The following is a 26,775-nucleotide window of genomic DNA, read 5'->3' as shown; positions in this document are numbered from 1 at the left end:
TGCAGCTTATTTGTACTTAAGCCAACTTAAGTGTTTTAAACTTTTGTAGTAAAATAAATATTTTCTCCCACAGATATCACGGATTTACACTGATGTTTGCGCAATCAAAAGCAAAGATTTTTTGACTTATGAGGACTTCTTTGCAGCTTATTTGTACTTAAGCCAACTTAAGTGTTTTAAACTTTTGTGGTAAAATAAAATTTTTCTCCCACAGATTTACACGGATGTGTGACTTTGTTGTTTAAATTGGAAAATTATTCCACTTCAAAAACTGCCTGAATCTCTACGGAAGAACCTACGGGAATGGAAGAAGCTCCCAAAGTTGCTCTGGCATGTTTTCCTTTATCTCCAAAGACTTCAACAGCCAGATCAGAAGCTACATTCATAAGGTCTGCATGTTTTGTATAGTCATCTTTGGTATTGAAAATTCCGGTAAGCTGTACACATTGTTTTACTCTGTTCAAATCTCCTCCTACAGCTTCATTTAACACTGAAATCACATTCAGCATCGTTACTTTTGTAGCTTCTTTTACCTGTTGTTCATTCACTTCAACGCCTAATTTCCCGGGATTTAAAATTTTACCGTCTTTTAAAGCGACCTGATTGATAAATACCAAATTTCCTGAACGGACGAACGGCTGATAATTTCCTGCCGGTTTGGGAACCTGAGGAAGGGTGATATTCTTTTTCTTCAGTATTTCACTGAAATTCTGGTGATTTTCAACAGCAGCTAATGTTTTTTTAGGATGCGTATCCTTTAATGCCAATGCTACTTTTGCGAAATGTCTTCCCTGGAGTTCAGCAATATTTCGTTCTCCTTTGGTAGGTCTTTCCACATCTTTTAAAGAAGCCATGCTGGTAACTCCCAAAACAGTATTTCCCTGTGGAATAGCTTTATTCAGTTCTTCTGTTCCACGAATTCCATTAGAAACCAGTACCATTCCGTGTACGGCAAGACTGTTCCAGAATGCCTGAAGAGCAAGTTCTTTTCCCGCTCCGCTTCCTGCAGACATAAAAACGGTGGCAGGTACTCCTTCCAATGCATGATTGGTCCATAACTGAACGGTTTTGGATAAAAATTCGCTCATTCCTGTACTGATATTCCCGAAATAAACAGGCGAACCAAAAGCAATCCCGTCATAAGACGTTAATTCATCCACTGTTGCTACCGGAAGATTTTTCAGGTGTGGATTTTCTGAAGCTTTGACAAGTTTGATATAAGAAACTGCATTATCTTCGCTTTCGATCCCTTTAGCGACTTCCTTAGCCAGTTCATAAGTTCCACCATTATCTGAATGGATCAGAACCAATATTTTAGCTTTATTTTGTGCCATGATGTAAGTGTTATTAAATAATAAAATTAAAATAAAAAAAAGACATAGTTTTTTCATTCTGAGTAAGATAAAGATTATAATTGATAGTAATGATGTAGTGATTACATTGACTATACAAAATTACTATTGTCGTTTTTATTAAATTTGCCAAAATATACATACCAAACGACAATATGAAATGTGGACTGACTGAAAAAACGGAGAGCCACTTTGTAGATTCTATCAACAAAGAAGCTTATGTATGGTGCGAAAAAAGCTGGAAACATGATGATTACGAGCATAAACACAGCCGTGCACAGCTTACTTTTGTAGAGGAAGGTTATCAGTATTTCCATATTGACCAGAAAATTTATCTTGTCCCACAACATCATGTCATCTGGATACCTTCAGGGAAAGCCCACAAAATAACTTCAGAAGCGCAAACGGTGAATTTGATGGTATTTCTTTTTAAATCTGTTTTTGAGGATGAATTTTATCAGAATGTTCAGGTTTTTGCTGTTCCGCCGGTTTTAAAGGAAATGCTTTTGTATGCTTCAAAATGGAATCAATCTCTGGATGAAAATGAAGAACAGGACATTTTTTTTAAAGCCATTTTAAAGAGTCTTCCCAATTTCTGCAAAGAAAGCAGCGGTCTGGAAATCCCTGTACCCACTGACACCAGGCTGATTCCCGTGTGCCATGATATTAATTCCAATTTTAAATATAATCTGGATATTGATTCATTAGCTGAAAAAGCACAGATGTCTGTGAGAAGCCTCCAGAGAATTTTTAAAATTGAAACGGGAATTACCTTACAGAAATACCTCCAGCTCACCCGAATTTTAAAAAGCATTGAGTTAATAGATACCAAACAATATACTTTGAGTGAAGTAGCTTATAAAGTGGGGTACCAAAGCCTGTCAGCATTCACAGCATCCTATTTTGCAATCATGCAGACAAAGCCAAAGGTGAATAAAAATTAAGGAGTTTCATCATGAGGCATATCAACAGGTTTTGATTCGGGAGAGCCTTTTTCACGAAGCCATATCGATAGAAGAACGAGAGAAGCTACGGCCAGAAATTCACTCTGCCAGTTCTGAAAAGATTCAAACCAGAACCTTGATTCTGACATGTATTGAATTGCCGTTATAAGGGGTTTCCCTTTCATTATTTGTTCATCATTAAAATCTTTAAGACTTCCATAGAAATGCAAAATAAAGCTTGCCAGAAATAGAATTGCAAAAGCAAGTGATAAAGAGTGTTTGTAGAGCTTCAGCCATATGCCGCCTTTTTTAACAGGCCATGGCGCTTTGGGATGTGCCACAGGTTCTTTGTCAACATCTTCCTCTTCTGTCATAGATTTTGATTCACTGGAACCTTTTTGCCGCAGAGAAATCGTTAATACAACATATAACATCATCTGGAGAAATTCGCTTTCCCAGTTTTCAAAGGTCGCCTGTATAAAATGTCCGCTATGGATATATTCACCGATCTTTAAAGCAGGCTGGCCGTTTTCAATGAGTTCTTTATTCTCTGTTCTCCAGCCCATAAAGAACTGCCCTGCAAGAAAAATAATCATCAGAGTAATCAAAACAATGCTTAAGCTGTTGCGATGAAGGAAACTGGTGCGTTGCATATTTCTGAGTTTAAAGTTTAAAGTTCAAGGTTCCAGGTTTAAGGTTTATGAATCACGTTTTTGATAAGGAAATACTTTCTGCAGATTCTTTGTGGTGGGCCCGGTAAGGATTTTCCCATTGACACTGAATCTTGATCCATGGCATGGGCAGTCCCAGCTTAGCTCAGCACTGTTCCACCTGACCTGACATCCGGCATGCGGACAGGTACTTCTGAGAAGATGCAAGGTACCGTCATTTTCTTTGTAAAGGGCATACGATTCGGACTCATACTTAATGACTTTTGCCTCTCCTTCTCCAACTTCTGAAAAAGAATCGATTTCCTCAGTTAAAATTTTATCCTTTATAAAATCAAATGCTACGGTTGCGGTTTCCTTTACAAAATCTGAAAATCCGGCAATAGGTTTTATTCTTGAAGGGTTGAACAGATCTCCATATTTACTTTTTCCGGTAATAATCAGATCATGCAATATCTGCGAGGAAATAGTCCCGAATATCATTCCGTTTCCTCTGAAACCAGTAGCTGTAAAAATTCTTTCGTTACTTCCGGGAAGTTTTCCAATATACGGAAGCCCATCTACGGGTTCATAATATTGGCTGGACCAGCTGTAAAATACAGTTTCCACATCAAAATATTTCCTGACATAATTTTCAAGAATTGAAAAACATTCTCCGGTATCATCGGCATGCCCTGTTTTGTGATCCTCACCGCCTGCAATCAATAGATTTTCACCATCAATATTCTGAATGCGGTAATAATGATAAGGTTCACAGAGATCATAGCCAAGTTCCCAGGGATATTTATCATTTTTCATGGTAAATGCCATGGCGTAGCTTCTGTAAGGTGCGTTCGTAAAATGAAGCAGATTCACTCCCGGCGGAATATGAGTGGCATAGACTACATGCTTTGCTTTTATTTCTCCCTGAGAAGTTTTTAAAATAACATAGTCTTTCTGCTCATCGTGTTCTTCAACAAGACAATTTTCCAGAATAGAACCTCCCAGTTTTATAAAAGCCTCGCAAAGTCCTTTAATATATTTTACAGGATGAAAATGCCCCTGACCCGGAATGAGCACTGCTTCTCTGAATGGGATTGGAAAAGGAATCTCATTCACATAACTCATTTCGTGCCCTACCTTAGCTGCTCCCTCTACAATATCTTTTAACTGCTCTTCCTGTTTTTCATCCAGGGCAAAGAGATAAGCTGATTTTCTTGTGAAATCACAGCTGATCTGATATTTCTGAATATTATCTTCAATAATGCTGATGGCATCAGTTCCGGATTGTGCATATAGTTGGGCATTATCCGGCCCAAAATCACGGATAACCTGATTAAAAGTTGTATCAAAGAAATCATTTAAATGGGCAGTTGTACCTCCGGTTGTCCCGAATCCAATATTCGCAGCTTCCAGGATAATGCATCTTTTTCCTGATTCCTGGAGTTTCAGCGCTGTTGAAGTTCCGGTAATCCCGCCGCCTACTATGACTGCATCATATAATGAATTGAGATCAGTTTCTGTAGAAAATTTTCTGACTTCTTCCTGCCATATGCTTTTTCTTGCACCGTCTCTGTACATAACCAAATATTTTATTGTTAAACTTATCTGATACTCAAGGTATCGCTTTCAGGCAGACCGGATTTATCGGCATTGGGCGAACTGCTTTTCTGGTCTCTTTTTCGGTTTTCATCTTCATCAATATTACATCGGCAGGAAGTAAAAGCAAACAGGCTGATAACGCCTAAAATAAGTGCTGTAGTTTTCATATTTTAACTATTTTGATGTTTTATACTTTATATACTTTAACCGTTTACTATCAGCCCTCCGTTGGGATGCAGTACCTGCCCCGTAATCTGTGAAGCATCTTTACTTGCAAGAAACAGGAAGCTGGAAGCTATTTCCTCGGGAGTAGCATTTCTTTCCAAAGGAGGTTTATCCGGATTTTCTTTCTCCTGATCAAAAGTTTCTTCGGTAAGCGGCGTAGCAACAGGTCCCGGAGCAACGGCATTGATCCTGATTCCTTTTGGCTTTGCCTGTAGTGCCAGCGAGCGGGTGAAGGAAACGATAGCGCCTTTTGTTGCGGAATAATCAATAAGTTCCGGATGTCCCTGATACGCTGAAACTGAGGTAGTGTTGATAATACTTCCGCCTTCGTTCAGATAAGGAAATACTACTTTTGTTAATAAAATCATTCCTATAATATTGGAATCAAAGGTTTGCCGGATGTTTTTCTCTTCAAGCTGCTCAATACTTTCTGCAGGAAACTGAATTCCGGCATTATTAATGAGAATGTCAATTTTTCCGAATGCCGATATCACTTCTTTTACCGTTTCTTCACAGAAATCATAATCATTGATATCTCCTTTAAAAATGATACATTTTTTATTCAGATTTTCAATTTCCGCCTTTGTTCTTCCTGCGTCGTTGTCACTGGAATGATAGATGATTGCAATATCCGCACCCTCCAGAGCAAAAAGTAGTGCTACCGCCTTACCGATTCCGCTGTCTGCTCCGGTAATTAAAACAGATTTATTTTCTAATTTTCCTGTCATACATATCCTTTTATTCTTCTGCTGAAGGCTTCTGCATTTCTGCCATTCTATGAGCTGCCATACTGTCACTGGCTATATTCGCCATTGCTACAGAAAGCTTATTTTTTAAACCTGATACTATTTTATCATCACCGTTCATCAGAGCATGATAACCATCAGCAGCCACTTCTTCAGGAGAGGCCAGATTATCTCTGTCTTCCAGTATTTTACTTCTGTTCATATCTGCTTTATTAAAGAAATCAGTATCGGTTGGTCCCGGTAAAAGTGCTGTCACTGTAATTCCTGAATCTTTAAGTTCTTCACGGATGGCTTCAGACCATGATAATACAAATGCTTTCGTACCATGATAAACCGAATGCCACGGACCAGGGGCTTTACTGGCTACAGAAGCCAGATTTAAAATTTTTCCTGAACCCTTGGGCAGACGGTCCTTTAAAAACAGTTTGGTCAATATGATGACTGAAATGATATTTAACTGAACAATGTCTACTTCTCTGTGGATATCCGTATCCTGAAATTTTCCGTACACTCCCTGCCCGGCATCATTCACCAATATTTCAGGGCTTATTCCATTCATTTTTAATTCTGAATAAAGAGAATAAACTTCTTCCTCCAGGAATAAATTTTTGGAGATGCTGATCACGTTTATTCCGTAATTTTTGAATTCATCGGCTTTCATTTTCAGCTCCTCATGATTCCTGGCCACAATAACAAGGTCATAACCATTCTTTGCAAACAGTTTTGCCAGTTCGTAGCCTATACCGCTGGTAGCACCTGTAATAAGGGCATATTGATTTTTGCGTTCCATAGATCTATTTTAAGATTAAAAGCCTGTTGAGTTCACTTTTAAAACATCCCAAAATAAATTCGGTGTAATACAGCTGGGCATTTAGAGCTTGTGTTTTCGGATGTAATTCCAGTTTTTTAGTTAAGACAATCTCACCTTTGTAAGAAAATGAGAAATAGGCAAAAATTTTATATCCTGAATTTCTGATTGGCGTGCAGTAGCCGGTAGTGGCAATAGACCAGTCGGATTCGTAAAGTCTTGCTACATTTAAAGCCATCGTCTCCGCAATATTCTCTGAAACGCAATCACATTCTTCGGCCTCCTGTCTGTCAACCTTTAGTAATTTTACTTTTTCTGACAAAGAATAGGCCGTCATTCCTCCTTTGTAGAACATAGACGCGTTGGGCATCTGTGAAAAAGCCAGCTGCAAGCATCCTGAAGTAACACTTTCTGCAATTGAAATGGTTTCATCGGTGGTCATCAGTGACTGACTTATATATTCTAAAAGATTTTTCTGAAAATCCATACTATTAAATTTTGAGTAATTGGTGTATCGTTTATTTTTAATTAAAAGCCTGTCAGCTTCCACGGGTCAAGAACGACCTTTACACATCCGTCTTCTTTTTTATCAAAAATTTCGTATCCTTTGCTTACTTCATCAAGAGATAAACGGTGGGTAATAACATCATCAAGGGTGATTTTTCCGGTCACCACATAGTCCAAGAGCTTATCGATGATAGGATGAACATTGCACTGTCCTGCTTTAAGTGTAATTCCCTTGTCAAAAATCTGTCCAAGTCTGAAATTGTCATAATTAACGGGATAAACTCCCAGAACAGAAACAATGCCACCTCTGCGTACCGCGCTCATGCATGCTTCGAGAACTTTGATTGAGCCTTTTTCAAAGTTCAAAACAGCTTTTGCACGGTCTATAAAACTTCTTTCCGGTTCAAAACCTACAGCTTCAATACAAAGATCAGCACCCCGGCCGTCTGTCATATCCCTGATTTGCTCAATAGTGCTTTCAGCATCTTCCCACAAAATGGTTTCACATCCTGTAAGCATTTTAATTCTGTCTAATCTGTACTGAAGGGTATCAATTACAATAACTTTCTTCGCATGATGAAGAACGGCGCTTTTGGCGGCCATTGTACCTACAGGGCCTGCTCCAAAAACAGCAACGGTTTCTCCTCCTTTAAGCTCTCCCCACATCACTCCTGTGTAGCCTGTGGGGAAAATATCTGTAAGGAATAATACCTGTTCATCAGTAAGGTTTTCCGGAACTTTTCTGGGGCCAAAATTTGCATATGGAACTCTTACATACTGGGCCTGTCCGCCGTTGTATCCTCCATAAAGGTCGGTATACCCGAACAAGGCACCGCCTTTTTCTTTAAAAATACCTCCTTCCGGTCCATAATAATCAGGGTTACTGTGTTCACATGCAGTAGGAAGATCATGCTGGCAGAAGAAACAGCTTCCACAAGCGATGGGAAATGGAACTACTACCCTGTCACCTACTTTTAGATGGTTGATGTTCTTCCCGGTCTCTTCTACAATACCCATAAATTCATGTCCCATTACCATGGGTCTGGCCTGCGGAATTCCTCCGGAATACATATGGAGATCACTGCCACAGATGGCTGTGGAGGTTACTCTCAGAATAATATCATTTTCATCCAGAATTCTGGGATCTTCTACGGTGTCACAGGTAATATTACCCGGTGAGTGAAAAACGGCTGCTTTCATAATCTAAAATATTTAAAGTGATTGGTGTTGGTGTGAAGGATGTTTTTATGATTACGCGTTTCTCTCCTTTTCAAGATCCCAGACTCTGTGCTGAGCAATAGCCTGGATGAATTTATCTGATGGATCACTGTCTTCCCATGTAATGATTGCAGGATCCTCATGTTGTTTCGCTGATACATTGGAATTATGATAAAGTACCTCCGTATCTTTTCCAAAGTAAATTGCTTTACAGTGTTTATAAGCTTCATTGATGAAATGCAGAACCAGGTGTTTGTTTTCAGCAATCATCAATTCTTTTACGGAATCTTCTCCCGGACAGATGGTAAGAGCATCAAAACAGACACTTGCCGTACTGGTAAGAGAATGTTTGGGAGTCAGTTCGGAACCGTCATTGAGTTTTACCGGAGCAACACTTGTTGCAATCAGTTCCACTCTGGCGCCTTCTGCTTCAAGTTTTGTTTTAAGATCATTGACAGCTCCTCCATCTGCACCGTTAGCCAGAATAAAGCCTATTTTCCGGCTCTTAATTGTATTTTTAACGGTATTCATCATGCTTAAAGCATCAGAAAACTTTGTATGTGGTTCTCTTTCTTCGCTTTGAAGGTCTATGATGTTACTATCCGCCGGCAGGCTTTGATTGGGCCATTCCAGTTTTTTAACTTCCACTCCTAATTTTTCTGCTACTTTCCATGCAAGATCCGTATCAATATAGGCAAGCTGCCCTACCAGTCTTTCTCTGATCTCAGGACGGGTTACTTTTGACAGTTCAAAGATCAATGCATTCTGAAGGTGTGTTTTCTCCGGTGCAGACTGGCTGTTATAGAATAATTTTGCCTGTGAATAATGATCTACAAAGCTTTTACTCCTTTCTCTGATTTTCACTCCTGAAACTCTTTCCTGCTGAGACGTAAAGCCGCCTTCAGACATCATGGCCTGAAAAGGACATCCGCCGCCAATGGAATTCGGTTCATAGCTGCTTTTTCCTTTCACGATCTGCTGTCTCATATGACCATCTCTTTGGTTGTTATGAACCGTATTGATGGATCTGTTGATCGGTATTTCATGGAAATTGGGCGACCCCAGTCTTGAAAGCTGGGTGTCGGTATATGAAAATAATCTTCCCTGCAGCAGCGGATCATTGGTGAAATCTATTCCTGGAATGATATGTCCCGGGTGAAAAGCAATCTGCTCGGTTTCTGCAAAGAAATTATCCGGATTTCTGTTAAGTGTTAAAGTTCCGAAGATTTCCACAGGAACTTCTTCCTCAGGAACTATTTTGGTAGGGTCAAGAAGATCAAAATCAAATTTGTGTTCATCTTCTTCAGGAATAAGCTGTACTCCGAAATCCCATTCCGGATAATCGCCGTTTTCTATGGCTTCCCAAAGATCCCGTTTATGGAAGTCAGAATCTACTCCCGAAATCATCTGAGCTTCACTCCAGGCTACGGAATGCACGCCTAATCTGGGCTTAAAATGGAATTTTACAAAATGTACTTTTCCTGCCTCATTGATGAATTTAAAAGAATGTACTCCGAAGCCTTCCATCATTCTCAGGCTTCTCGGGATGGCTCTGTCGCTCATTAGCCACATAATCATGTGCATACTTTCGGGCATCAGTGAAATAAAGTCCCAGAATGTATCATGGGCAGATGCAGCCTGTGGAATTTCATTGTCCGGCTCAGGTTTTACAGCATGCACGAGATCAGGAAACTTGATGGCATCCTGAATAAAAAATACTGGCATATTATTGGCTACCAGGTCATAATTTCCTTCTTCAGTATAAAATTTCACCGCAAATCCGCGGACATCTCTTGCAAGATCTGTACTTCCTTTACTCCCTGCTACAGTTGAAAACCGTACAAATACAGGTGTTTCTTTTCCCAGTTCTGTTAAAAATTTTGCTTTGGTGTACTCTGCAAGGCTTTTAGTTAGTTTAAAAACGCCATGTGCGCCGGAACCTCTGGCGTGAACTACTCTTTCAGGAATTCTTTCATGATCAAAATGGGTAATCTTTTCCCTCAGAATGAAATCTTCCAGTAATGAAGGGCCGCGTTCTCCGGCTTTTAAAGAATCCTGGTTGTTATTGATCTTTAAGCCCTGATTGGTAGTCAGTTTTTCATTTTCATTGGAAGTAGTGTGTACATCCAGTTGTTCTGCTTTCTTGTTGTGTTCGTTGGTGTTCATATTCATAATCTTTTTGTGGTTGGTGTATTTTCTTTCAAAAGCAGTAAATCATGGGGTACAGAAATTAATCTGTCTTATTTTCCCAGAATTTCGAGAAGCCTGTTGATATATTCTTCCTCCTTCAGAACTTTATAATAAGCTGTTTTGGCATATAAAGTAAATGCGGGAGATTCATATCTTATTTCAGCATCCATATCCGTAGTTTTCGTTGTGTTATTAGAATGAAACTCCTGGATATTGAGGATATATTCTTCGAGATAAGTATCTATAACTCCTTTCAGAACTTCACAGGTAGCATTGTTCTTAATCTTTTCTAAAGACTTAATCAGAAAAGCTGTCACTCCGTAAGAATTCATAACAGACGGAAATAAAGACTCATTCTCTATTGCATTATTTTTGTTGTTCAATTCGGACTGTTGCAAAGTGTCGTTTTCAAATGTCATATTCAAAAAATGGTATTAGTTATTGGAAACTTTCAAATACTGTTCAAAATAATGAAGGTCATTTTTATCTTTTATGGATAAATAAAACATGATCTGTTCCGGTTCTTTTAATCCTATACTGCCAAAACAGTCGAAATGAGCAATTAATGCCTGTATATTTTCAATATCAATATCTTTCAGAATAATGAATAAAAGAAAGATATTTTCTTTGATCTCTTTCGCATAAACTGCAGCTCCATCCTCGAAACACTTTCCGGTATGGGATACTTTTACAAAATCTTTATGTCTCAGTGTTTTTATAATTTTCTGACAGTCCATATATTTTGATTTCATGATTAAAATAAGCCATATAGAACAAGCTACATGGCTTATTATATAGTTTAGTCTTCTTGTTCTGCATCAAAATTGATGGATGTCTCTGCAATATCTGTAAGGTAAGAATCGGTGTCTTCTTCTTCCTGAAGTGTTCTTTCAAGGAGATCGGCTGCCTTATCATGTCCCATCGTTATGGCAAGCTGAGCCAAACCGCCATATGTGGCGATTTCGTAATGTTCTACTTTCTGTGCCGCAATAATAAGGGCGACATCTCTCGTTGCAGTACCGTCCTCTGTAGCTTTGATAACTTCTTCACCTTCTTCAATAATCCCTTTAATTGCCTTGCATTCTTTCTTTTCAGGCTTTTCATCAATGAGCTTGAAAACTTTTTCCAAACGCTTAACATGTTTTTGGGTCTGAAGGTGATGGTCTTCAAAAGCATCCTTCAATTCTTCAGCAGTAGCTGCTTCCTGCATTTTTTCCAATGCATCCAGAATTGCATTTTCAGCAAAATAAATATCCTTTAGGGCACTCACAAAGAACTTGTGAAGGGGAGAATTTTTCATTTCATCCTCATTGACAGTTGTCTTATCTGCCGTACCTTTTTTGGTGGCAGAAACTGCACTATTGGTTTCTAATATTTTATTGGGCATGGTGTGAATGGTGTTTGTTATTAAAGGATTACCTCTTTATATGGCTAAAGAGGCAATCCTGGAAAAAGAATTATGAATTACGTCTGCCTCCGAATCCGGAACGACCTGAAGATCTTCCGCCTCCGTGGGATGCCTGGCCTCCCATTCTGGCTATTCTTGTACGCTCAGATTTACTCATTGCAGCAAATCCTCTTCTTGAATTTCCTGAGTTTGAGTTTGAGTTTGAACCTCCTCTTCCTGAGCTATTACTATTGCTTCCTGATCTTGATGAACCTCCTCTTCCTGAGCCGGAACCTGAGTTAGAAGATCTGCCTCCACCATGAGAAGCCTGGCCTCCCATTCTGGCAATTCTTGTACGCTCAGCTTTGCTCATGGAAGCGAAACCTCTTCTTGAAGTACCATCTCCTGATGATGACCTGCCTCTGCCTCCTGATCTGGAGCCGGAACCAGAATTTGAACGTCCGCGGGAACCACCACCGGAGTTTCCTCCACGAGAACCGCCTCTACCGGAAGTAAATCTTCCCTGACTGTCTCTCTGCTGGTTACCGTTTCCGCCTCTGGAACTGCTTCTTCCTCCTCTACGACCTCTCTGATCATCATCGTCTTCTTCGTCATCATCATAATCTTCATCATCTTCATCATCATAATCGTCGTCGTATTCATCATAATCATCTTCATCGTAATCATCATCATCATAATCGTCATTTTCATTATCAAAATAATTTTCATATTCTGAAAAATCATCGTCATAATCTTCATCTCTGGTTGCATCATTAAAACCATGATCATATCCTAATTGATATACTTCTTCAAGGTTTTCTGGCGAATGCGAACGTCCTCTTGAGCTGTTGCTTCTTGAATTTCTAGTGTTCATAACTGAATTTTTTTTATTAATATTTAGTGATGTCTATTGCAGTCCGTGACTAGTATTAGACGGCAACAATTGGGTGTCGATAATTTTAAATAATAATAAAAGCGAAATGCTTTTTGCTTGCCTTTTACTAAGGGCTTAAGAATTGTGAAAGAATGTATGTCAAATATACGTTAGAATAATTCACTTTTTTATGACCTGAATCATGTTAATGCAGATTAATACAAAATTTTTCTGTCTTTTAGGATAATACTACCCTCTTTTTCCATTTTTTTCAGGGTGCGGATCACTGTTTCCACACGCATACCTGTAAGGTTGGCAATCTGTTGTCTTGTAAATTCAATGTGAAAACATTTTTGGCAGTCTTCATCATGATAGCTTTTAAGATATTCCAGTAAACCCTTGAGCCTCTGCATAGGGTTTTCTGATGCAAGGCTCTGTACCATTTTCAATTTATAAAAAATTTCCTGTGAAAAACAGGCATTCATTTCAAGAGAAAGATCAGGGTTCTGTGTGATCATTTCAAAGAAATTATTTTTGGGAAGTCTGATAATCCGGGAATCTTCAAGACATATGGCATTGATTGGATATTTCTGGTTGAGAAAAAGCATGGCTTCCCCAAAGCTTTGTTTTCTGCCCAGAATATTATGAATGAATTCCTTTCCGTTTTCGTTATAATTATTCAATTTTACCTTCCCTTCACTGATCTGAAAGTAATAAAGTGCATGATCCTCTTCTCTAAAAACCGCTTCCCGCTTTTTATAATCCCTGTCTTCCGCACCAAAAGAGTACAGAAGACTTTCATCAATATTCATACAGCTGATTGTTTTCATAACATCAAATAGGTTTTTAAATAAATAATGATAGAATTTAATATAAGATTTTACGATTTTCAATTCTCACGATTTTATCTCTTTCCATATGCTTAATCGTCCTTATCGCGGTTTCCACACAAAGACCTGTTAGGCTAGCCATTTGCTGCCTCGTTAATGGAATCAGGAATGAATATGGACGTGCATCTTTCTGAAAACTCTTCAAATAATCCATAAGTCCCCTAAGCCTGATGGATGGGTTTTGAGAAGAAAGATTCTGCATCATAATAAATTTATAATAAAGGCGTTCAGAAAGAAAACTGTTAACCTCCATATATAATTCAGGGTTCTGGTTCAGTAAGTTAAAAAAAATGGATTTATGAAGTCTTAGAACACTGCACTCTGTAATGGCTTCAGCGTTCATAGGATAAGGTTTCTCTATGAATAGAATAGATTCTCCACAGCTTTCTCCATCGGATAAAATGTTTTGAATAAACTCTTTTCCTTCCTCGTTATAATTGTTAAGTTTTACTTCTCCTTTAATAATCTGGTAATAATAATTAGGAATATCCCCTTCACAGAATATCACTTCTGAAGGGGTATAATGTCTCGTTTCTGCTCCCGCTGAAATCAAAATGTTTTCGTCGATAACCATAATAGTTGTTTTTGGTGTTGTTTTCTTCTTCTCCTCTTCTTAGTCTTAGTAAAAATATTGGTAATCGATTGTAATATGCATGCAAAAACCGCACCTTAATGATTATTCCTAAAGTTAAAAAAAGTTAAAAATTTTAATAACTTCAGCCATGTTTTTCATTTATTGACCAAATATCGGTAGTAAAAATGCAATTAAATTGATTTTTTGATACCACATGTTTAAGCTATAGATTGTACAGTATATTGAAATCCAATACAATAAAAACCCGTTTTCACTTAATGAAAACGGGTTTTTCAAAGTAATAACAGAAAAAACTACTATTTCTTTGGGATTTTATTTTGATGGGCTCCTGTAGTATCTGTAAGTTTTTTTGAGGAAACCGTATCACGATGGATTGTATCGGAAGCGATTGGACTTACGGGAGAAACAGAATCCGTCCTTATGGTATCAGCTATGACAGTGTCTGTCGTAACATGGGTTTCTGTTTTGGATTCTTTTTTACAACTCAGGACAATAATTGCTATAAGCAGGCTTGACATAATAATCTTCATAATACTCTATTTTGTGGTGATAGTTCAAAGGTAGACTATTGTAAAGCAGCTTTCTTATGACTTAAGTCATAATGCTTTATATTTAATTATTTCGCAAATTTCTTAGTTCCTGCAACACATAAAATCACCCCTACTGTCACCCCTAGTATTCCTATACTTACCTGCTCATGAAGAAGCCATGCCGCCAATGCCAGCCCAAAGAAAGGCTGAAGTAACTGAAGCTGACCAACAGTAGCTATTCCTCCCTGTGCTAATCCTTTATACCAGAATATAAATCCAATAAACATACTGAAGAGAGAAATATAAGCCATTCCAAACCATCCCTGAAAACTCACATTTTGAATATCATCAGGAAAATAAATAAAAAATAAAGGAATCATAATTGGTAGTGCCAATACCAAAGCCCAGGAAATAACCTGCCATCCTCCTAAGGTTTTGGATAATTTAGCTCCTTCAGCATAGCCCATACCACATAAAATTACGGCAAGCAGCATTAGAATATCGCCAACAGGTGAGGCTGATATTCCCTGCGAAACAGCATAGCCGATAACCAGAAGACTTCCTACAATTGAAAAAAACCAAAATACAGGATGAGGTCTTTCTCCGCCACGCATCACGCCAAATACGGCAGTTGCCAGAGGAAGCATTCCCAGAAATACTATAGAATGGGCAGAAGTAAGATACTGAAGAGCCAATGCAGAAAGAAGGGGAAATCCTACCACACAGCCAAGAGAAACCAGCAATAATGGGATCAAATCTTTTTTGACGGGACGTTTTTCTTTTCCCAGCCACAAAACGGTAAGCGCCAAGACTCCAGCGACAGCTGCACGGACAATTGTTACAAAAGTAGGGCTCATTTCCATTACGGCTAACTTAGTGGCCGGCAAACCACCACTAAATAAGACCACCCCTATAAAACCATTGATCCAGCCACTTATATTTTCATCCTTTGAGATTTGTTTTGTCATCATTTTATTCAAGCTTTTAATTGATATTCAAAATTAGAAAGGATAATTAAATAAACACAGTATCAGTTTTGTATATTTGCATGAGCACAGTTTAAAAATATGAGCAAGGAATTTTTATATACGGAAATTGCAGATGGCATTGCAGGACAGATAAGAAGTGGTATTCTAAAGACGGGAGACAAGCTTCCTTCCGTAAGAATGCTATGCCAGGAACATCAGGTAAGTATGAATACAGCCAAGCGTGTTTTTCTGGAACTGGAATCCCAGTCTTTGGTAGAATCTAAGCCACAGTCTGGTTATTTTGTAAGCCAGCTGCTCTCTGTAAAACTTCCTTTGCCGGAAGTAAGCCGCCCGTCCTTGATCGCCAATAACGATGAACCGGATGAACTGATCAGTAAAGTGTATGAAAATATGGGTAAAAAGGACCTTACCTTTTTCTCTATTGGAATTCCATCAGGAGATCTTTTACCTCAGGCTAAACTGAAGAAAGAAATTATAAACGCTACCAGGGAATTAAAAGATGGTGGTACTGAATATGAAGAACTTCAGGGAAATCTGAAATTAAGAAGGATGATTGCAGTACGTTCCTTACAATGGGGAGGAAATCTGAGCGAAAATGATCTGATTACCACCAATGGTGGGATGAATGCCTTATCTTTCTGTTTGATGGCTTTGGGAAAACCGGGAGATACTGTTGCGATTGAAAGTCCCTGCTATCCTGGAATCCTTCAGTTGGCCAACGGATTGGGTTTAAAAGTTCTGGAACTTCCTACCCATCCTACGACCGGAATAGAAATTGAGGCTTTAAAAAAATTAATTCCCAAAATAGATCTGTGCCTGTTGATTCCCAATTTTAATTCACCTTTGGGAAGCTGTATGCCTGATGAAAATAAAAAAGAAATTGTAAAAATACTTTCCGAAAATAATATTCCGTTGATAGAAGATGATGTCTATGGAGACCTTTATTTTGGTTCAAGCCGTCCGAAATGCTGTAAATCTTTCGATAAAGACGGAAATGTACTGTACTGCAGCTCTATTTCAAAAACCCTGGCTCCCGGCTATCGTGTGGGCTGGATTGCTCCGGGGAAATATAAAGACAAAATCATGAAACTTAAGCTTCTGCATTCTACATCTTCTATTTCTATTGTGAATGAAGCTGTTGCCAACTTTCTGAAATCCGGAAAATATGAAAAGCATCTCCAGCAGCTTCGCAGAACATTACAGTTCAATTATCAGAATTATGTACAAACCATTGCAGAATCTTTTCCTGAAGGAACAAAAACCAGCCGTCCGCAGGGAGGCTTGTCCTTATGGGTAGAATTTGATAAAAAGATTCGCACAACAGAATTATACGATCTGGCTATCAAGCAGAATATAAGTATTGCCCCCGGAAGAATGTTCACTTTTCAGGAGCAGTTTGAAAACTGTATGAGGCTCTGCATAGGGCTTCCATGGTCGGAAGATACACAGGCAAAACTCAGACAGGTGGGACAGCTTGCCAAAAGGATTTATTTGAAGTAAGGAAGATGGAAGCTAAAATAGTTTTAAAATAATTGATCTCAACTTTTATTGATAAATCTAAACAAGAGCTGTTAAAGTTCTTTTATATTCACCAGAATTTCAAGCCTCCATCTCCCAGCCTTTTCTATTTGTTATCCGGGATGAAATTTTTTCTTGCCAACTCCTTTCTTACACGGCTCAGGCTCTCAGGAGTAATTCCCAGGTAAGAGGCAATCATCCATTGTGGAACTCTCAGCAGTAAGTCCGGATACATTTTGATGAATTTCATATATCTTTCTTCTGCAGTCTCTCCCAACAAGGAATTGATCCTGTTTTGAAGGCTTCTGATGTGTTTCTGAAGAAGGAAATCACTCCTTTCTATGCTATTCGGAAACTGTTCTACCAATTTGTTGAAGAAATCAGGATGAAGAAACAAAACTTCAGAATCTTCTACTGCTTCTATATAATAAATGGATTTCTCATTGAAATAAAGGCTGCTTCGGTCAGAGATCAGCCAGCTTTCCGGAGCAAACTGAATAATATGCTCCTTCCCGTTTTTATCAATAGAATACATCTTTATCAGTCCCTTTTCTACAAAGAAAATATGTCTGCAGATTTCGCCATACTGGAGAAGAAACTGATTTTTAGGGATTTTCTTTACTTCATAGTGCAGGCTGCAGGTGTTCACATTCTGGAGCGGAACATTTAAAACTTTAGCTAGATAATTATTTATATTCTTCATGATACAATCTGGCTTAAGGAAATATCCTGATGTGAAGCACTGTTAACAGGTTTTCCGTTTTCTATGACAATCAGCTGCGGACTTTCATGTCTGATTTCAAAATCTGCTGCAATTTTGTTAGAAACAGGTCTGTGAGCTAACAAATCCAGATAGTATACATTCACTGGCTGTTCTGAGTTTTCTACTTCTTTTTCAAAATTTTTCAGAACAGTTCTGCTGATAAAGCAACTTGTAGAATGTTTAAATATTGCGATCTTATTCTGAAAGGAATCTTCTATAGCTTTAGTAAGATCCTCTTCAGATTCTATCTTTTTCCAGAATGTTTTTTGGTTAGGGGTTTCGCTTTTACCGCCAAATATTTTATCAAAAAAACTCATACATTAAATTGTTTTAGATGGTGATCCAGATGCTTGTATTCTAAAAATGTCCAGTCTTTTTCAGTCATTTTACCGAATAGTCTGTGGCGGTCCGGCAGCCTGTTTTTTTCACAGAGTTCCCGGAATTCTTCCAGCGTTTTCAGCAGATTGGCTTTTGATACATCAAAATCACATTCAAAATTAACGATTAGTTTTCGAAAAGTAGGCATATTTCTGGGAATTCCATTATTGAAAATATGCATTTCAATTTTAGTAAAAATCCCAATTGTCTTAAACGTCACATTAATACGGGGAAGTTCCACCTTTTCCAAAGCTACCTGAAGAACCAGGTCACAATGTTTTAGCATTTGACATACATTCATTCTCCCCCATTTTCCATGAGAATTTTCAGATAACAGGGAAATTCTTTCTATAATTTCCTGATAGTATATTGGATTATTGAGACTCTTCCTTACCAACCTTTTTCTATCTTCAGATTTTCAATATGGGCAAAATGATGATTACAATGCCACACGTATAAAGCCAGGCTTTCTCTTAAATTATAATTCTTATTGTGTTCAGGATGATGGAAAGTTCGTTCAAATTGTTTATTGGTAAGGCTTTTAAGAAGTGTCACCCATCTTTGGTGTGTTCCTTTCAACATTCTCATTGCCGGCTTTACAGGCATATGAAAACTGTCCTGAAGTTCCGCCCATTTCGCTTCATCATAAGGCTTTATGGTAGGGTTTTCTTCTGTGAGAGCCAGTTTGAAACGGATAAAACTGTTCATATGGCTGTCAGAAAGATGATTCACAAGCTGTCTTACCGTCCAACCTCCTTCTCTGTAAGGAGTATCCAACTGATCGTCTGTAAAATGTTCAATGAGATTCTTTAGCCGGCCAGGAAAGTCTTTGATCACTTTGATATAAGTATCCAATGTAGTATCACAGATGTTTTCAGGCACTTCAAACGGTCCTATGGGAAACTTTTTTTTCTCTAAATCACTCATTATTCAGGGTTTATTTTTTTTAAATTATTGCCGATTTGTACTCTCATTATTTAGTAAAATAACTTGTGAATATCAGCTTGTGCGAATTTATCAAAAATTCAAGAATTTAAAGTGAATAAAGCATTAATTATACCGATAATGATTTTTGTGGTATCGGTTTTTCATTAAAAAAGGTTTCAATTGTATAGACTGAAACCTTTTTATTTATTGTTAATAATTAATATCCGTGTAAATCAATACCTTCTGTTCTTTGCAGCGTAACTTTTCTACCCATTTTCTTTTGGATGACTCTGAAATGCTGCAATTCATCATCCGTCAAAATGGTGATTGCTGTTCCTTTTTCATAGGCACGTCCTGTTCTACCAATGCGGTGGATATAATCCAGCGGCGAACGGGGTAACTCGTAATTGATAACACATGGCAGCGATTCAATATGAATCCCACGCCCGATTAAATCTGTAGCCACCAAGATCTGAGCTCCGTTTACTTTAAATTCTTCCAGATTATTTCTTCGTGCTCCCTGAGATTTCTGGCTGTGGATGGCCACCGCTTTTATTTTATTCTTTTTAAGCTTCTCCACCAGATTATCCGCAGATCTTGTAGAGGAAACAAAAATCAAAGCTTTTTCTACTTTCTTTTCTTTGATCAGATATCGTAAAAATGGACCTTTGTTCTCCGGAGCAACATGATAGGCCAGCTGTTCGATATTATCAATTTCAACTTCTTCTTTTTTAATTTCAATAATCGTAGGATTGATAGAAAGACGTTCTTTCATTTCTGAAACTTTATCATTCAAAGTAGCTGAAAACAATGTAGTTTGCTTTGCTACAGGCATCATGGCAAAAAGTTTATTCATTTCTTCACCAAAGCCTAGCTGAAACATTTTATCAGCTTCATCAATCACCAAATGTTTAATTCCTGAAATACTTAACGCATTATGATCAATTAAATCCAGCAAACGTCCCGGAGTAGCAATCAAAACTTCCACCCCAAACATTCCCTTCATCTGTGGATTAATAGAAACTCCTCCATACACTGCCATTGTGCGGACTTCTCTCTTTAGATTATCTGTGAATGCCCTGAACACTTCATCGATCTGAATAGCCAGTTCACGCGTAGGAACCAATATCAAAACCTGAACATTACGGTCTTTTTTTACTTCCGCATTCTGTAATTTTTCTAAAATCGGCATCACAAAACAAGCTGTTTTACCGGAACCTGTCTGGGCAATTCCCATAAGATCTTTCCCTTGTAAAATGACAGGAACGGCCTGTTCCTGTATGGGGAAAGGTTTTAAATACCCTAATTTTTTGACAGAACGAATAATATTGTGCGATAATCCTAACGATTCAAATGACATAAAAAATACTTATTTCCTGCAAAGATAAGCTATTGATTTTTGGTTTAAGCCTCAAAATACAACAGGCTGCAGACAAAATTCAAATATTGTAATTTTTATACCCTTCATGGATAAGCATTGAAAATTTATGTTGCCGATTTGTCCGATAATTCGGGTTTGGACAAATTTTTGAAGATTAGTTTTGTAAATTTATCAAAAATTCGAGAAATCAAAATATGAAAAAAGCGTTAATAATAGTCGATGTACAGAATGATTTTTGTGAAGGCGGAGCACTTGCAGTCCCTGGAGCCAGCGAAATTATTCCATACATCAATCTCTTGATGGAGGAAAATGCATATGATCAGATAGTTCTTACACAAGACTGGCATCCTGCCGGTCACAAAAGTTTTGCAAGCAGCAATGGAAGAAAGGTAGGAGAAAGTATTATTTTAAATGGTGTTCCACAGTTTATGTGGCCGGATCACTGTATTCAGGGAACTTTCGGAGCAGAATTCCATAAAGATCTGAACAGAGACAAAGTAACCCATATCGTACAGAAAGGTAAAAATATTGAGATAGACAGCTACAGTGGTTTCCAGGATAATAACCATTTCATGAAAACCGGACTGGATGATTTCCTGAAGTATCACGACATTCAATTGGTAGAAATCGTAGGTCTTGCATTAGATTATTGTGTCAAGTTCACAGCACAGGATGCGGTAGCTAACGGATATGTTACGTGTCTTCATTTCAACGGAACACGTGCAGTAAATGTAAAACCTGACAATGGCAGAGATGCTATCTATGAAATGATTGAGAAAGGAGTAACCGTGTTAGGGTAATTCTTTTTAATGATGAGTTATGAATTTTGGAATTCACAGCTTACTACAATAAAAAAGCGCAGAAAACAATTCTGCGCTTTTTGTTTTTTATCCTGAAGATACTTTTTGAAAGAATGAACTAAGTTACAATCCCTGAATCTATAATTCATCATTTATAACTCATATTCATCATTATATTAAAGCATTTTAAGGTTGTTCACTTCCAGCTCTGTAAGGATTCTCCAGTGTCCTCTTTTGATATTCTTCTTCGTTAATCCGGCAAACATTACTCTGTCTAAAGATTCTACTTCATACCCTAATCTTTGGAAAATTCTTCTGATAACACGGTTCCATCCGATGTGGATCTCAATTCCAATTTCATTCTTAGGTTTCCCTTCAATATATGAAATCTGATCAACAACAGCTACTCCTTCATCAAGACGGATTCCTTCTGCAATAAGACGTAAATCTTCACCAGTAAGCTTTTTATCCAATGTTACATGATAAATCTTTTTAGCATCAAAAGAAGGATGCGTCAGTTTTTTAGTCATGTGACCGTCATTGGTCAGTAAGATAACTCCTGTTGTGGAACGATCCAGTCTTCCCACCGGGAAAAGTCTGTAAGGAGAAGCATTGGCTACAAGATCCATTACAGTTTTTCTTGCTTTATCATCTTTTGTAGTAGAAATATAACCTTTAGGCTTATTCAAAAGTACATATACAGGTTTTTCAGGAGTAATACTTTGTCCGTCAAAAACCACTCTGTCTGTTTTCTGTACCTGATATCCCATCTCAGTTACCACCTTTCCGTTGACTTCTACCAACCCCTGAGTAATCAGGTCATCAGCTTCTCTTCTGCTGCAGATTCCGGAGTTAGCGATATACTTGTTAAGACGGATGCTGTCTTTATGAACATCTTTTTCAATTTTATTCAGCCTTCTTTTCTGTACAAAAGATCTTGTTTTGTCATCATTTCTTTCTTCACCATTAGATGGTCTTCTTCCGTATTTCAGGCTGCCTCTTTCGTACTTATCTCTTGTATCGAAATTCTTTCCTCCTCTCTTAGGCTTTCCAAAAGATTTCTTCTCATAGCTCTCACTTTTATTCGTGATATAAGGTTTTCTTTCAGATTTTGATCCTGATTCGTCATTGGAATTTTCGAAACTGTCGGTATTTCTTTTGAAAGGTTTCTTTTCAAATCTTGAGTTGGATCCTTTATGTTCCGGGCCTTTTTTTCCTCCATCTTTAGAGAAAGGCTTTTTAAAAGGTTTTGATCCTGAAGAATTTCCAGATCTGGAAGCACGAGAATCATCAGAACTTTTCTTGGTTGAAATTCTTGGTCTCTTTGGTCTATCTGAATTATTATTATCTCTGCTCATTCTAAAAATTTATGCAAAGATAGTAATTTAGTTACGAGTTAAAAATTAAGAATCATAACTTTGCACTATAGTTTACATTTTTAACTTTACATACAATAGAAGATGATAACAATATTAAACGATAATTTTTCTCAACTAAACGAGTTTCTTCACGAAAAAAAATTCAGTAAAATTTTCATTCTGGTAGATGAAAACACGCATGAATACTGTCTTCCTATTCTTTTAGGAAATATGGAAACAGACCTTGGATTTGAAATTTTGGAGATTGAAGCCGGGGAGGAAATGAAAAATATCCAGACAGCCAATCAGCTTTGGGAAATTCTTACAGAAATGCAGGCAGACAGAAAAGCATTGGTTATCAACCTTGGTGGTGGAGTAATTACGGATATGGGCGGATTTGTTGCATCTACTTATAAAAGAGGAATACAGTTTATCAACATCCCTACTACCCTTTTATCCATGTGTGATGCTTCTATTGGTGGAAAAACCGGGATCGATCTGATGCACTATAAAAATATGGTGGGAACTTTTGCTTTCCCTGAGCAAATCTTTATTTTCCCAAAATTCTTAGAAACATTACCATTTAAAGAATTAAGAAGTGGATTCGCGGAAATGCTGAAGCATGGATTAATTGCTGATAAAAATCATTGGGATCAGCTGATTCAGATCCGTAAGCTGGAAGTGGAAACAGTCGTTCCCCATATCCAAGCTTCTATGAATATTAAACAAAATGTGGTAGATCAGGATTTCCATGAGCAGAACATTAGAAAAACACTTAATTTCGGACATACCATAGGCCATGCTGTGGAAAGTTTATGTTTACAGCAGGAAAATCCAATTCTTCACGGCGAAGCTGTAGCTATGGGAATGATTGCTGAAGCTCATCTGGCTTATCTTGAAAACCTTATTTCACAGGAAGATTCAAAAATAATCATTGAAAACATTCAGAGGTATTATCCTTACCTTGATATCAGTGATTTTAAAGATGAAGATATCACGGCATTATTACTGAATGATAAAAAGAATACAGACAGTAAAATCAATTTTTCCCTGCTTTCAGGAGTAGGTTCTTGCCATTACGATCATCAGTGCAGCCAGGAAAATATCCTTGAATCTTTATCTTTTTATAGAAAATTGAACGATGCTTAACATTTTTTTCAAAAAATAAATTTGATTTACGGCTTGTTTTTGACAAAATTGTCAATTTAGATCATGTCTAAACAAACATTTATTTAAAATTGCAAAATATTGATAACCAACAATATATTTTAAAAATCACTTAAACACTAAGTGATTTTTTTATTGATTTTAATCATAAAAAATATTTTTGGCAAGCAATTTGAAAGATACTCTGCGTTCAACTGAAAATGCTGAACAGTAGTAAAATTTAAAATTAAGAAAGAGTAAAATTAAAAAAATTAAAGTTATGAAAAAGTTAATTTTAGGATTAGCGTTAACTGCAGGAACATTCGCATTCGCTCAACAGACAGGAAACACATCTTCTAATCCGGTAACATTTGGGGTAAAAGGAGGTATGAACGTTTCTTCCCTTTCAAAAGATAGCGGTCTTGATGATCAGAAATCTAAAATAGGATTCAACGCAGGTGTATTTGCCAACATTCCATTAGCAGCTTCATTCAGCGTTCAGCCGGAGGTTCAATATTCACAATATGGTAATAAATCAGATTATACAGTAGCAGGAACAAAATATTCCGCTTCTACTAAATTAGATTATATTACTGTACCGGTAATGTTCCAGTACAACCTGATCCCAAATCTTTATGTAGAAGCAGGACCGGAATTTGGTTTCATGGTAAGTGCTAAAAACAAGTTCAAAAATGAATCAAATGGACAGTCTAACACTACAGATAACTACAAAGACAATCTAAATACATTTAACTTTGGTATTGGTCTTGGTGCAGGATATTATTTCACTCCGAACCTAGGACTTACTGCCAGATATGTAGCAGGTTTAACAGATGTGGCGAAAAACAGACCTAGCGGATCCGATGCTACAAGAAACAACCTATTCCAGGTAGGATTAGCTTATAAATTTAAATAAGCTATACATTCACTAACAAATTTTATATTCAATAGAAAAGAACAGATTAATTTTTTAATCTGTTCTTTTTTTATGTTAAAATAACAAAGAGTTCATAAAACAGCGAAAATACATCCCATTTTGATGAATTATCGATTTGTTAAAAACCCATAAAGTCTTTATACATGGGGTTTAGCGGCATATTGTTTGTTGCTTCTCGGACGTTAAACAACATAAAAAATTAAACTAATCTATGAAAAAGATTTTTCTAGGCCTGGCACTTATTGCAGGTACTTTTACTTTTGCTCAAAGCACTTCAACTTCTACTGAAGCTACTACTCCATCTTCTTCTAAAATCAAATTCGGTTTGAAAGCAGGATTGAATGTTTCTAATCTTTCTAATATGGATATGAAGTCAAGAGCCGGATTCTATGGTGGTGTCTTTGTAAACATTCCTGTCGCTAAGGATTTCTCTGTTCAGCCGGAAGTATTATATAGTGCTGTGGGAGCTAAAGAGAAAGGAGGAAGTAATGCAAAACTTGAATTGGAATATATTTCTGTTCCTGTAATGTTTCAATATAAAGCACTCCCTAATTTTTATGTAGAAGCCGGGCCTCAATTTAGCTTCTTAATGGATGCCAGACTGAAAAACAATGTGGGAAGTTTACACCTTAAAGATGCGACCAGAGGTTTTGATTTTGGAATCGGATTGGGCGCTGGCTACGATTTCACTAAAAATATCGGTGTGAATGTAAGATATACTGCAGGATTATCTGATATTGTAAATAAAAGTCATCGATATCTTTACGGATATGACAGAGAGGGCTCTGTGAAAAATGGCGTATTCCAGGTAGGAGTAAATTACAAATTCTAAAGCTTTAGTAAGCTTTTTTCATTAAGTTTTTATAATTAAAGTGGAGTCGGATTAATTTAATCCGACTTTTTTAGCATCAATGAAAAAAATTATTCTTATAAACATATGTTGAATAGCAGATTTACAACATACTATAACTTTGGCACACCGTTTGATTCTTAATGAAATGTTAAATAAAACTTAATAACTATTAAAATATAAAACTTATGAAAAAAATTCTTTTAGGTCTTGCCCTAGTAGCAGGTACTTTTACTTTCGCTCAAAAGACTTCAACTTCTACTGCTTCATCTTCTCCAGTTAGATTTGGAATAAAAGCAGGTCTTAATATCTCTACTCTTACCGAGAATGACTTCAATTCTAAAGCTGGATTCTACGGAGGATTGTTTGCTAACATTCCTGTAGCTCAGGACTTCTCTTTCCAACCGGAAGTATTGTACAGCGGAATGGGAGCAAAGATCAAAGGAAGTAATGATGTAAAAGTAAATCTGGATTATATTTCTGTACCATTAATGCTTCAATATAATGCTCTTCCTAACCTATATCTGGAAGCAGGACCTCAGTTCAGCTTTTTGGTTAACTCAAAACTGAAAGCTAATTCCAATTCTGCAGATGCTAAAGATCTTTTCAAAGGTTTTGACTTCGGAATTGGCCTTGGAGCAGGATACTACTTCACACAGAACATCGGAGTTACTGCAAGATATGTTGCAGGTTTAACAGACGTTGCTAAAAACAGACCAGATCTATCTGAAGATAAAGCTAAAAATGGTGTATTCCAGTTTGGTTTAGCTTATAAATTCTAAGAAATCAGTTTAGCTTTTAAAGCAAACTACTCATCAATACAAAGCCGGATTTAATATAATCCGGCTTTTTTATTATTTGTATATTTTTTGGCAAGAAATTTGCGTGTTGAATAATTGATTGTACTCTATCCGGAAATTTCCAACTTACGGTCTTGTTTTCACAATGAGTATGCTTTGATTCAGTTGATATTCAATTGAATATCAAAATTAAAATCTAACTATTACCATCACCTTTTAACGAGAACTGTGTCAGGTTGGGCTGTCCAATAGAGTGCACAACAGAATATTGAGGATATTTTGTTTTATCAATAGAATACATTTTGATTTCAATAGAAAAAGTCAGGTTTATTAGTTTAAGCTTGACTTTTTCGCATACAGCATGATTTTTATCATTTCTCATCTTTATGGCAGATATTTTGCCGCAAAACAAA

General features: G+C 37.2%; 31 protein-coding genes. 7 read left to right on the top strand and 24 right to left on the bottom strand.

The window, feature by feature from the left end; all coding sequences use genetic code 11:
- Nucleotides 1-254 precede the first annotated feature (254 nt).
- Nucleotides 255-1,391: an NAD(P)H:quinone oxidoreductase gene (locus J2786_RS05385; protein WP_047430603.1), complete on the bottom strand. Its 1,137-nt coding sequence runs from the start codon at nt 1,389-1,391 to the stop codon at nt 255-257.
- 116 nt (nt 1,392-1,507) lie between these two features.
- On the opposite strand from J2786_RS05385, the gene J2786_RS05380 reads away from it, so the two are divergent.
- Entirely contained in the window at nt 1,508-2,296 is a 789-nt protein-coding gene (locus J2786_RS05380; protein WP_185097536.1) for an AraC family transcriptional regulator, read from the top strand.
- On the opposite strand, the gene J2786_RS05375 is transcribed toward J2786_RS05380, so the two are convergent.
- The 16 genes from J2786_RS05375 to J2786_RS05300 form a co-directional block, all read right to left on the bottom strand.
- Complete coding sequence (locus J2786_RS05375; RefSeq protein ID WP_047430608.1) at nt 2,293-2,949, bottom strand: DUF6766 family protein; 657 nt, start codon at nt 2,947-2,949, stop codon at nt 2,293-2,295. The two genes, J2786_RS05380 and J2786_RS05375, sit on opposite strands and share 4 nt — an antisense overlap.
- A gap of 45 nt (nt 2,950-2,994) precedes the next feature.
- Nucleotides 2,995-4,524 (bottom strand): FAD-dependent oxidoreductase, encoded by a 1,530-nt coding sequence (locus J2786_RS05370; protein WP_047430610.1) that lies wholly within the window; start codon nt 4,522-4,524, stop codon nt 2,995-2,997.
- 23 nt (nt 4,525-4,547) lie between these two features.
- On the bottom strand, nt 4,548-4,712 hold the full coding sequence (locus tag J2786_RS05365; RefSeq protein WP_156121418.1) for a hypothetical protein: 165 nt from the start codon (nt 4,710-4,712) through the stop codon (nt 4,548-4,550).
- A gap of 36 nt (nt 4,713-4,748) precedes the next feature.
- Nucleotides 4,749-5,498 (bottom strand): SDR family oxidoreductase, encoded by a 750-nt coding sequence (locus J2786_RS05360; protein ID WP_047430612.1) that lies wholly within the window; start codon nt 5,496-5,498, stop codon nt 4,749-4,751.
- A gap of 10 nt (nt 5,499-5,508) precedes the next feature.
- Nucleotides 5,509-6,306 (bottom strand): SDR family NAD(P)-dependent oxidoreductase, encoded by a 798-nt coding sequence (locus J2786_RS05355; RefSeq protein WP_047430614.1) that lies wholly within the window; start codon nt 6,304-6,306, stop codon nt 5,509-5,511.
- Between the two features lie 4 nt (nt 6,307-6,310).
- The gene (locus J2786_RS05350) at nt 6,311-6,811 is read right to left on the bottom strand and encodes a CinA family protein (protein WP_047430617.1); all 501 of its coding nucleotides are present in this window, start codon (nt 6,809-6,811) and stop codon (nt 6,311-6,313) included.
- A 41-nt stretch (nt 6,812-6,852) separates the two neighbouring features.
- On the bottom strand, nt 6,853-8,031 hold the full coding sequence (locus J2786_RS05345; protein ID WP_047430620.1) for a zinc-dependent alcohol dehydrogenase: 1,179 nt from the start codon (nt 8,029-8,031) through the stop codon (nt 6,853-6,855).
- Between the two features lie 51 nt (nt 8,032-8,082).
- The gene (locus J2786_RS05340) at nt 8,083-10,221 is read right to left on the bottom strand and encodes a catalase (RefSeq protein ID WP_047430625.1); all 2,139 of its coding nucleotides are present in this window, start codon (nt 10,219-10,221) and stop codon (nt 8,083-8,085) included.
- 68 nt (nt 10,222-10,289) lie between these two features.
- Nucleotides 10,290-10,658 (bottom strand): hypothetical protein, encoded by a 369-nt coding sequence (locus J2786_RS05335; RefSeq protein ID WP_047430628.1) that lies wholly within the window; start codon nt 10,656-10,658, stop codon nt 10,290-10,292.
- A gap of 15 nt (nt 10,659-10,673) precedes the next feature.
- Nucleotides 10,674-10,976 carry a hypothetical protein gene (locus tag J2786_RS05330; RefSeq protein ID WP_142015913.1) on the bottom strand — a complete coding sequence of 101 codons (303 nt, stop codon included), beginning with the start codon at nt 10,974-10,976 and terminating at the stop codon, nt 10,674-10,676.
- A 62-nt stretch (nt 10,977-11,038) separates the two neighbouring features.
- On the bottom strand, nt 11,039-11,626 hold the full coding sequence (locus J2786_RS05325; protein WP_047430634.1) for a ferritin-like domain-containing protein: 588 nt from the start codon (nt 11,624-11,626) through the stop codon (nt 11,039-11,041).
- Between the two features lie 70 nt (nt 11,627-11,696).
- Entirely contained in the window at nt 11,697-12,500 is an 804-nt protein-coding gene (locus J2786_RS05320) for a KGG domain-containing protein (protein WP_310024183.1), read from the bottom strand.
- A 215-nt stretch (nt 12,501-12,715) separates the two neighbouring features.
- A complete protein-coding gene (locus J2786_RS05315; RefSeq protein ID WP_052186963.1) occupies nt 12,716-13,330 on the bottom strand; it encodes a Crp/Fnr family transcriptional regulator in 615 nt (204 codons plus the stop codon).
- Nucleotides 13,331-13,367: 37 nt separating this feature from the next.
- On the bottom strand, nt 13,368-13,964 hold the full coding sequence (locus J2786_RS05310) for a Crp/Fnr family transcriptional regulator (RefSeq protein ID WP_047430637.1): 597 nt from the start codon (nt 13,962-13,964) through the stop codon (nt 13,368-13,370).
- Nucleotides 13,965-14,281: 317 nt separating this feature from the next.
- A complete protein-coding gene (locus J2786_RS05305) occupies nt 14,282-14,515 on the bottom strand; it encodes a hypothetical protein (protein ID WP_047430641.1) in 234 nt (77 codons plus the stop codon).
- An 86-nt stretch (nt 14,516-14,601) separates the two neighbouring features.
- The gene (locus J2786_RS05300; RefSeq protein WP_310024178.1) at nt 14,602-15,486 is read right to left on the bottom strand and encodes a DMT family transporter; all 885 of its coding nucleotides are present in this window, start codon (nt 15,484-15,486) and stop codon (nt 14,602-14,604) included.
- Between the two features lie 96 nt (nt 15,487-15,582).
- On the opposite strand from J2786_RS05300, the gene J2786_RS05295 reads away from it, so the two are divergent.
- A complete protein-coding gene (locus J2786_RS05295) occupies nt 15,583-17,004 on the top strand; it encodes an aminotransferase-like domain-containing protein (protein WP_047430647.1) in 1,422 nt (473 codons plus the stop codon).
- Nucleotides 17,005-17,128: 124 nt separating this feature from the next.
- Here the strand turns inward: J2786_RS05295 and J2786_RS05290 are convergent, their stop codons facing one another.
- From J2786_RS05290 to J2786_RS05270, 5 genes are all read right to left on the bottom strand, one after another.
- The gene (locus J2786_RS05290) at nt 17,129-17,725 is read right to left on the bottom strand and encodes a Crp/Fnr family transcriptional regulator (protein ID WP_034698263.1); all 597 of its coding nucleotides are present in this window, start codon (nt 17,723-17,725) and stop codon (nt 17,129-17,131) included.
- The gene (gene ytxJ / locus J2786_RS05285; protein WP_047430650.1) at nt 17,722-18,102 is read right to left on the bottom strand and encodes a bacillithiol system redox-active protein YtxJ; all 381 of its coding nucleotides are present in this window, start codon (nt 18,100-18,102) and stop codon (nt 17,722-17,724) included. The genes J2786_RS05290 and ytxJ overlap by 4 nt, the downstream gene beginning before the upstream one ends.
- Complete coding sequence (locus tag J2786_RS05280; protein ID WP_226798626.1) at nt 18,099-18,560, bottom strand: DUF1569 domain-containing protein; 462 nt, start codon at nt 18,558-18,560, stop codon at nt 18,099-18,101. Before J2786_RS05280 ends, ytxJ begins: the two co-directional genes overlap by 4 nt.
- Complete coding sequence (locus tag J2786_RS05275) at nt 18,554-19,090, bottom strand: YfiT family bacillithiol transferase (protein WP_047430653.1); 537 nt, start codon at nt 19,088-19,090, stop codon at nt 18,554-18,556. Before J2786_RS05275 ends, J2786_RS05280 begins: the two co-directional genes overlap by 7 nt.
- A gap of 217 nt (nt 19,091-19,307) precedes the next feature.
- Nucleotides 19,308-20,450 (bottom strand): DEAD/DEAH box helicase, encoded by a 1,143-nt coding sequence (locus J2786_RS05270; protein WP_047430654.1) that lies wholly within the window; start codon nt 20,448-20,450, stop codon nt 19,308-19,310.
- A 215-nt stretch (nt 20,451-20,665) separates the two neighbouring features.
- Between J2786_RS05270 and pncA the strand changes: the two genes are divergently transcribed.
- Complete coding sequence (gene pncA / locus J2786_RS05265) at nt 20,666-21,271, top strand: bifunctional nicotinamidase/pyrazinamidase (RefSeq protein WP_047430657.1); 606 nt, start codon at nt 20,666-20,668, stop codon at nt 21,269-21,271.
- Between the two features lie 176 nt (nt 21,272-21,447).
- On the opposite strand, the gene J2786_RS05260 is transcribed toward pncA, so the two are convergent.
- Nucleotides 21,448-22,629 carry a pseudouridine synthase gene (locus tag J2786_RS05260; protein ID WP_226798625.1) on the bottom strand — a complete coding sequence of 394 codons (1,182 nt, stop codon included), beginning with the start codon at nt 22,627-22,629 and terminating at the stop codon, nt 21,448-21,450.
- Between the two features lie 102 nt (nt 22,630-22,731).
- Between J2786_RS05260 and aroB the strand changes: the two genes are divergently transcribed.
- The 4 genes from aroB to J2786_RS05240 all read left to right on the top strand — a co-directional run bounded on the left by aroB (nt 22,732) and on the right by J2786_RS05240 (nt 26,344).
- The gene (aroB, locus tag J2786_RS05255) at nt 22,732-23,778 is read left to right on the top strand and encodes a 3-dehydroquinate synthase (RefSeq protein WP_142015897.1); all 1,047 of its coding nucleotides are present in this window, start codon (nt 22,732-22,734) and stop codon (nt 23,776-23,778) included.
- 277 nt (nt 23,779-24,055) lie between these two features.
- Nucleotides 24,056-24,691: a porin family protein gene (locus J2786_RS05250; RefSeq protein WP_142015894.1), complete on the top strand. Its 636-nt coding sequence runs from the start codon at nt 24,056-24,058 to the stop codon at nt 24,689-24,691.
- Between the two features lie 232 nt (nt 24,692-24,923).
- The gene (locus J2786_RS05245; RefSeq protein ID WP_047430665.1) at nt 24,924-25,544 is read left to right on the top strand and encodes a porin family protein; all 621 of its coding nucleotides are present in this window, start codon (nt 24,924-24,926) and stop codon (nt 25,542-25,544) included.
- A gap of 206 nt (nt 25,545-25,750) precedes the next feature.
- Nucleotides 25,751-26,344 (top strand): porin family protein, encoded by a 594-nt coding sequence (locus J2786_RS05240; protein ID WP_047430668.1) that lies wholly within the window; start codon nt 25,751-25,753, stop codon nt 26,342-26,344.
- Between the two features lie 214 nt (nt 26,345-26,558).
- On the opposite strand, the gene J2786_RS05235 is transcribed toward J2786_RS05240, so the two are convergent.
- A complete protein-coding gene (locus J2786_RS05235; protein WP_047430671.1) occupies nt 26,559-26,744 on the bottom strand; it encodes a hypothetical protein in 186 nt (61 codons plus the stop codon).
- Between the last annotated feature and the right edge of the window lie 31 nt (nt 26,745-26,775).

Source organism: Chryseobacterium vietnamense (genome assembly GCF_031454475.1).
Lineage (GTDB): Bacteria > Bacteroidota > Bacteroidia > Flavobacteriales > Weeksellaceae > Chryseobacterium > Chryseobacterium vietnamense.
Note: the sequence above shows the minus strand (reverse complement) of the source record. Positions and strands in the feature narration are given on the sequence as shown.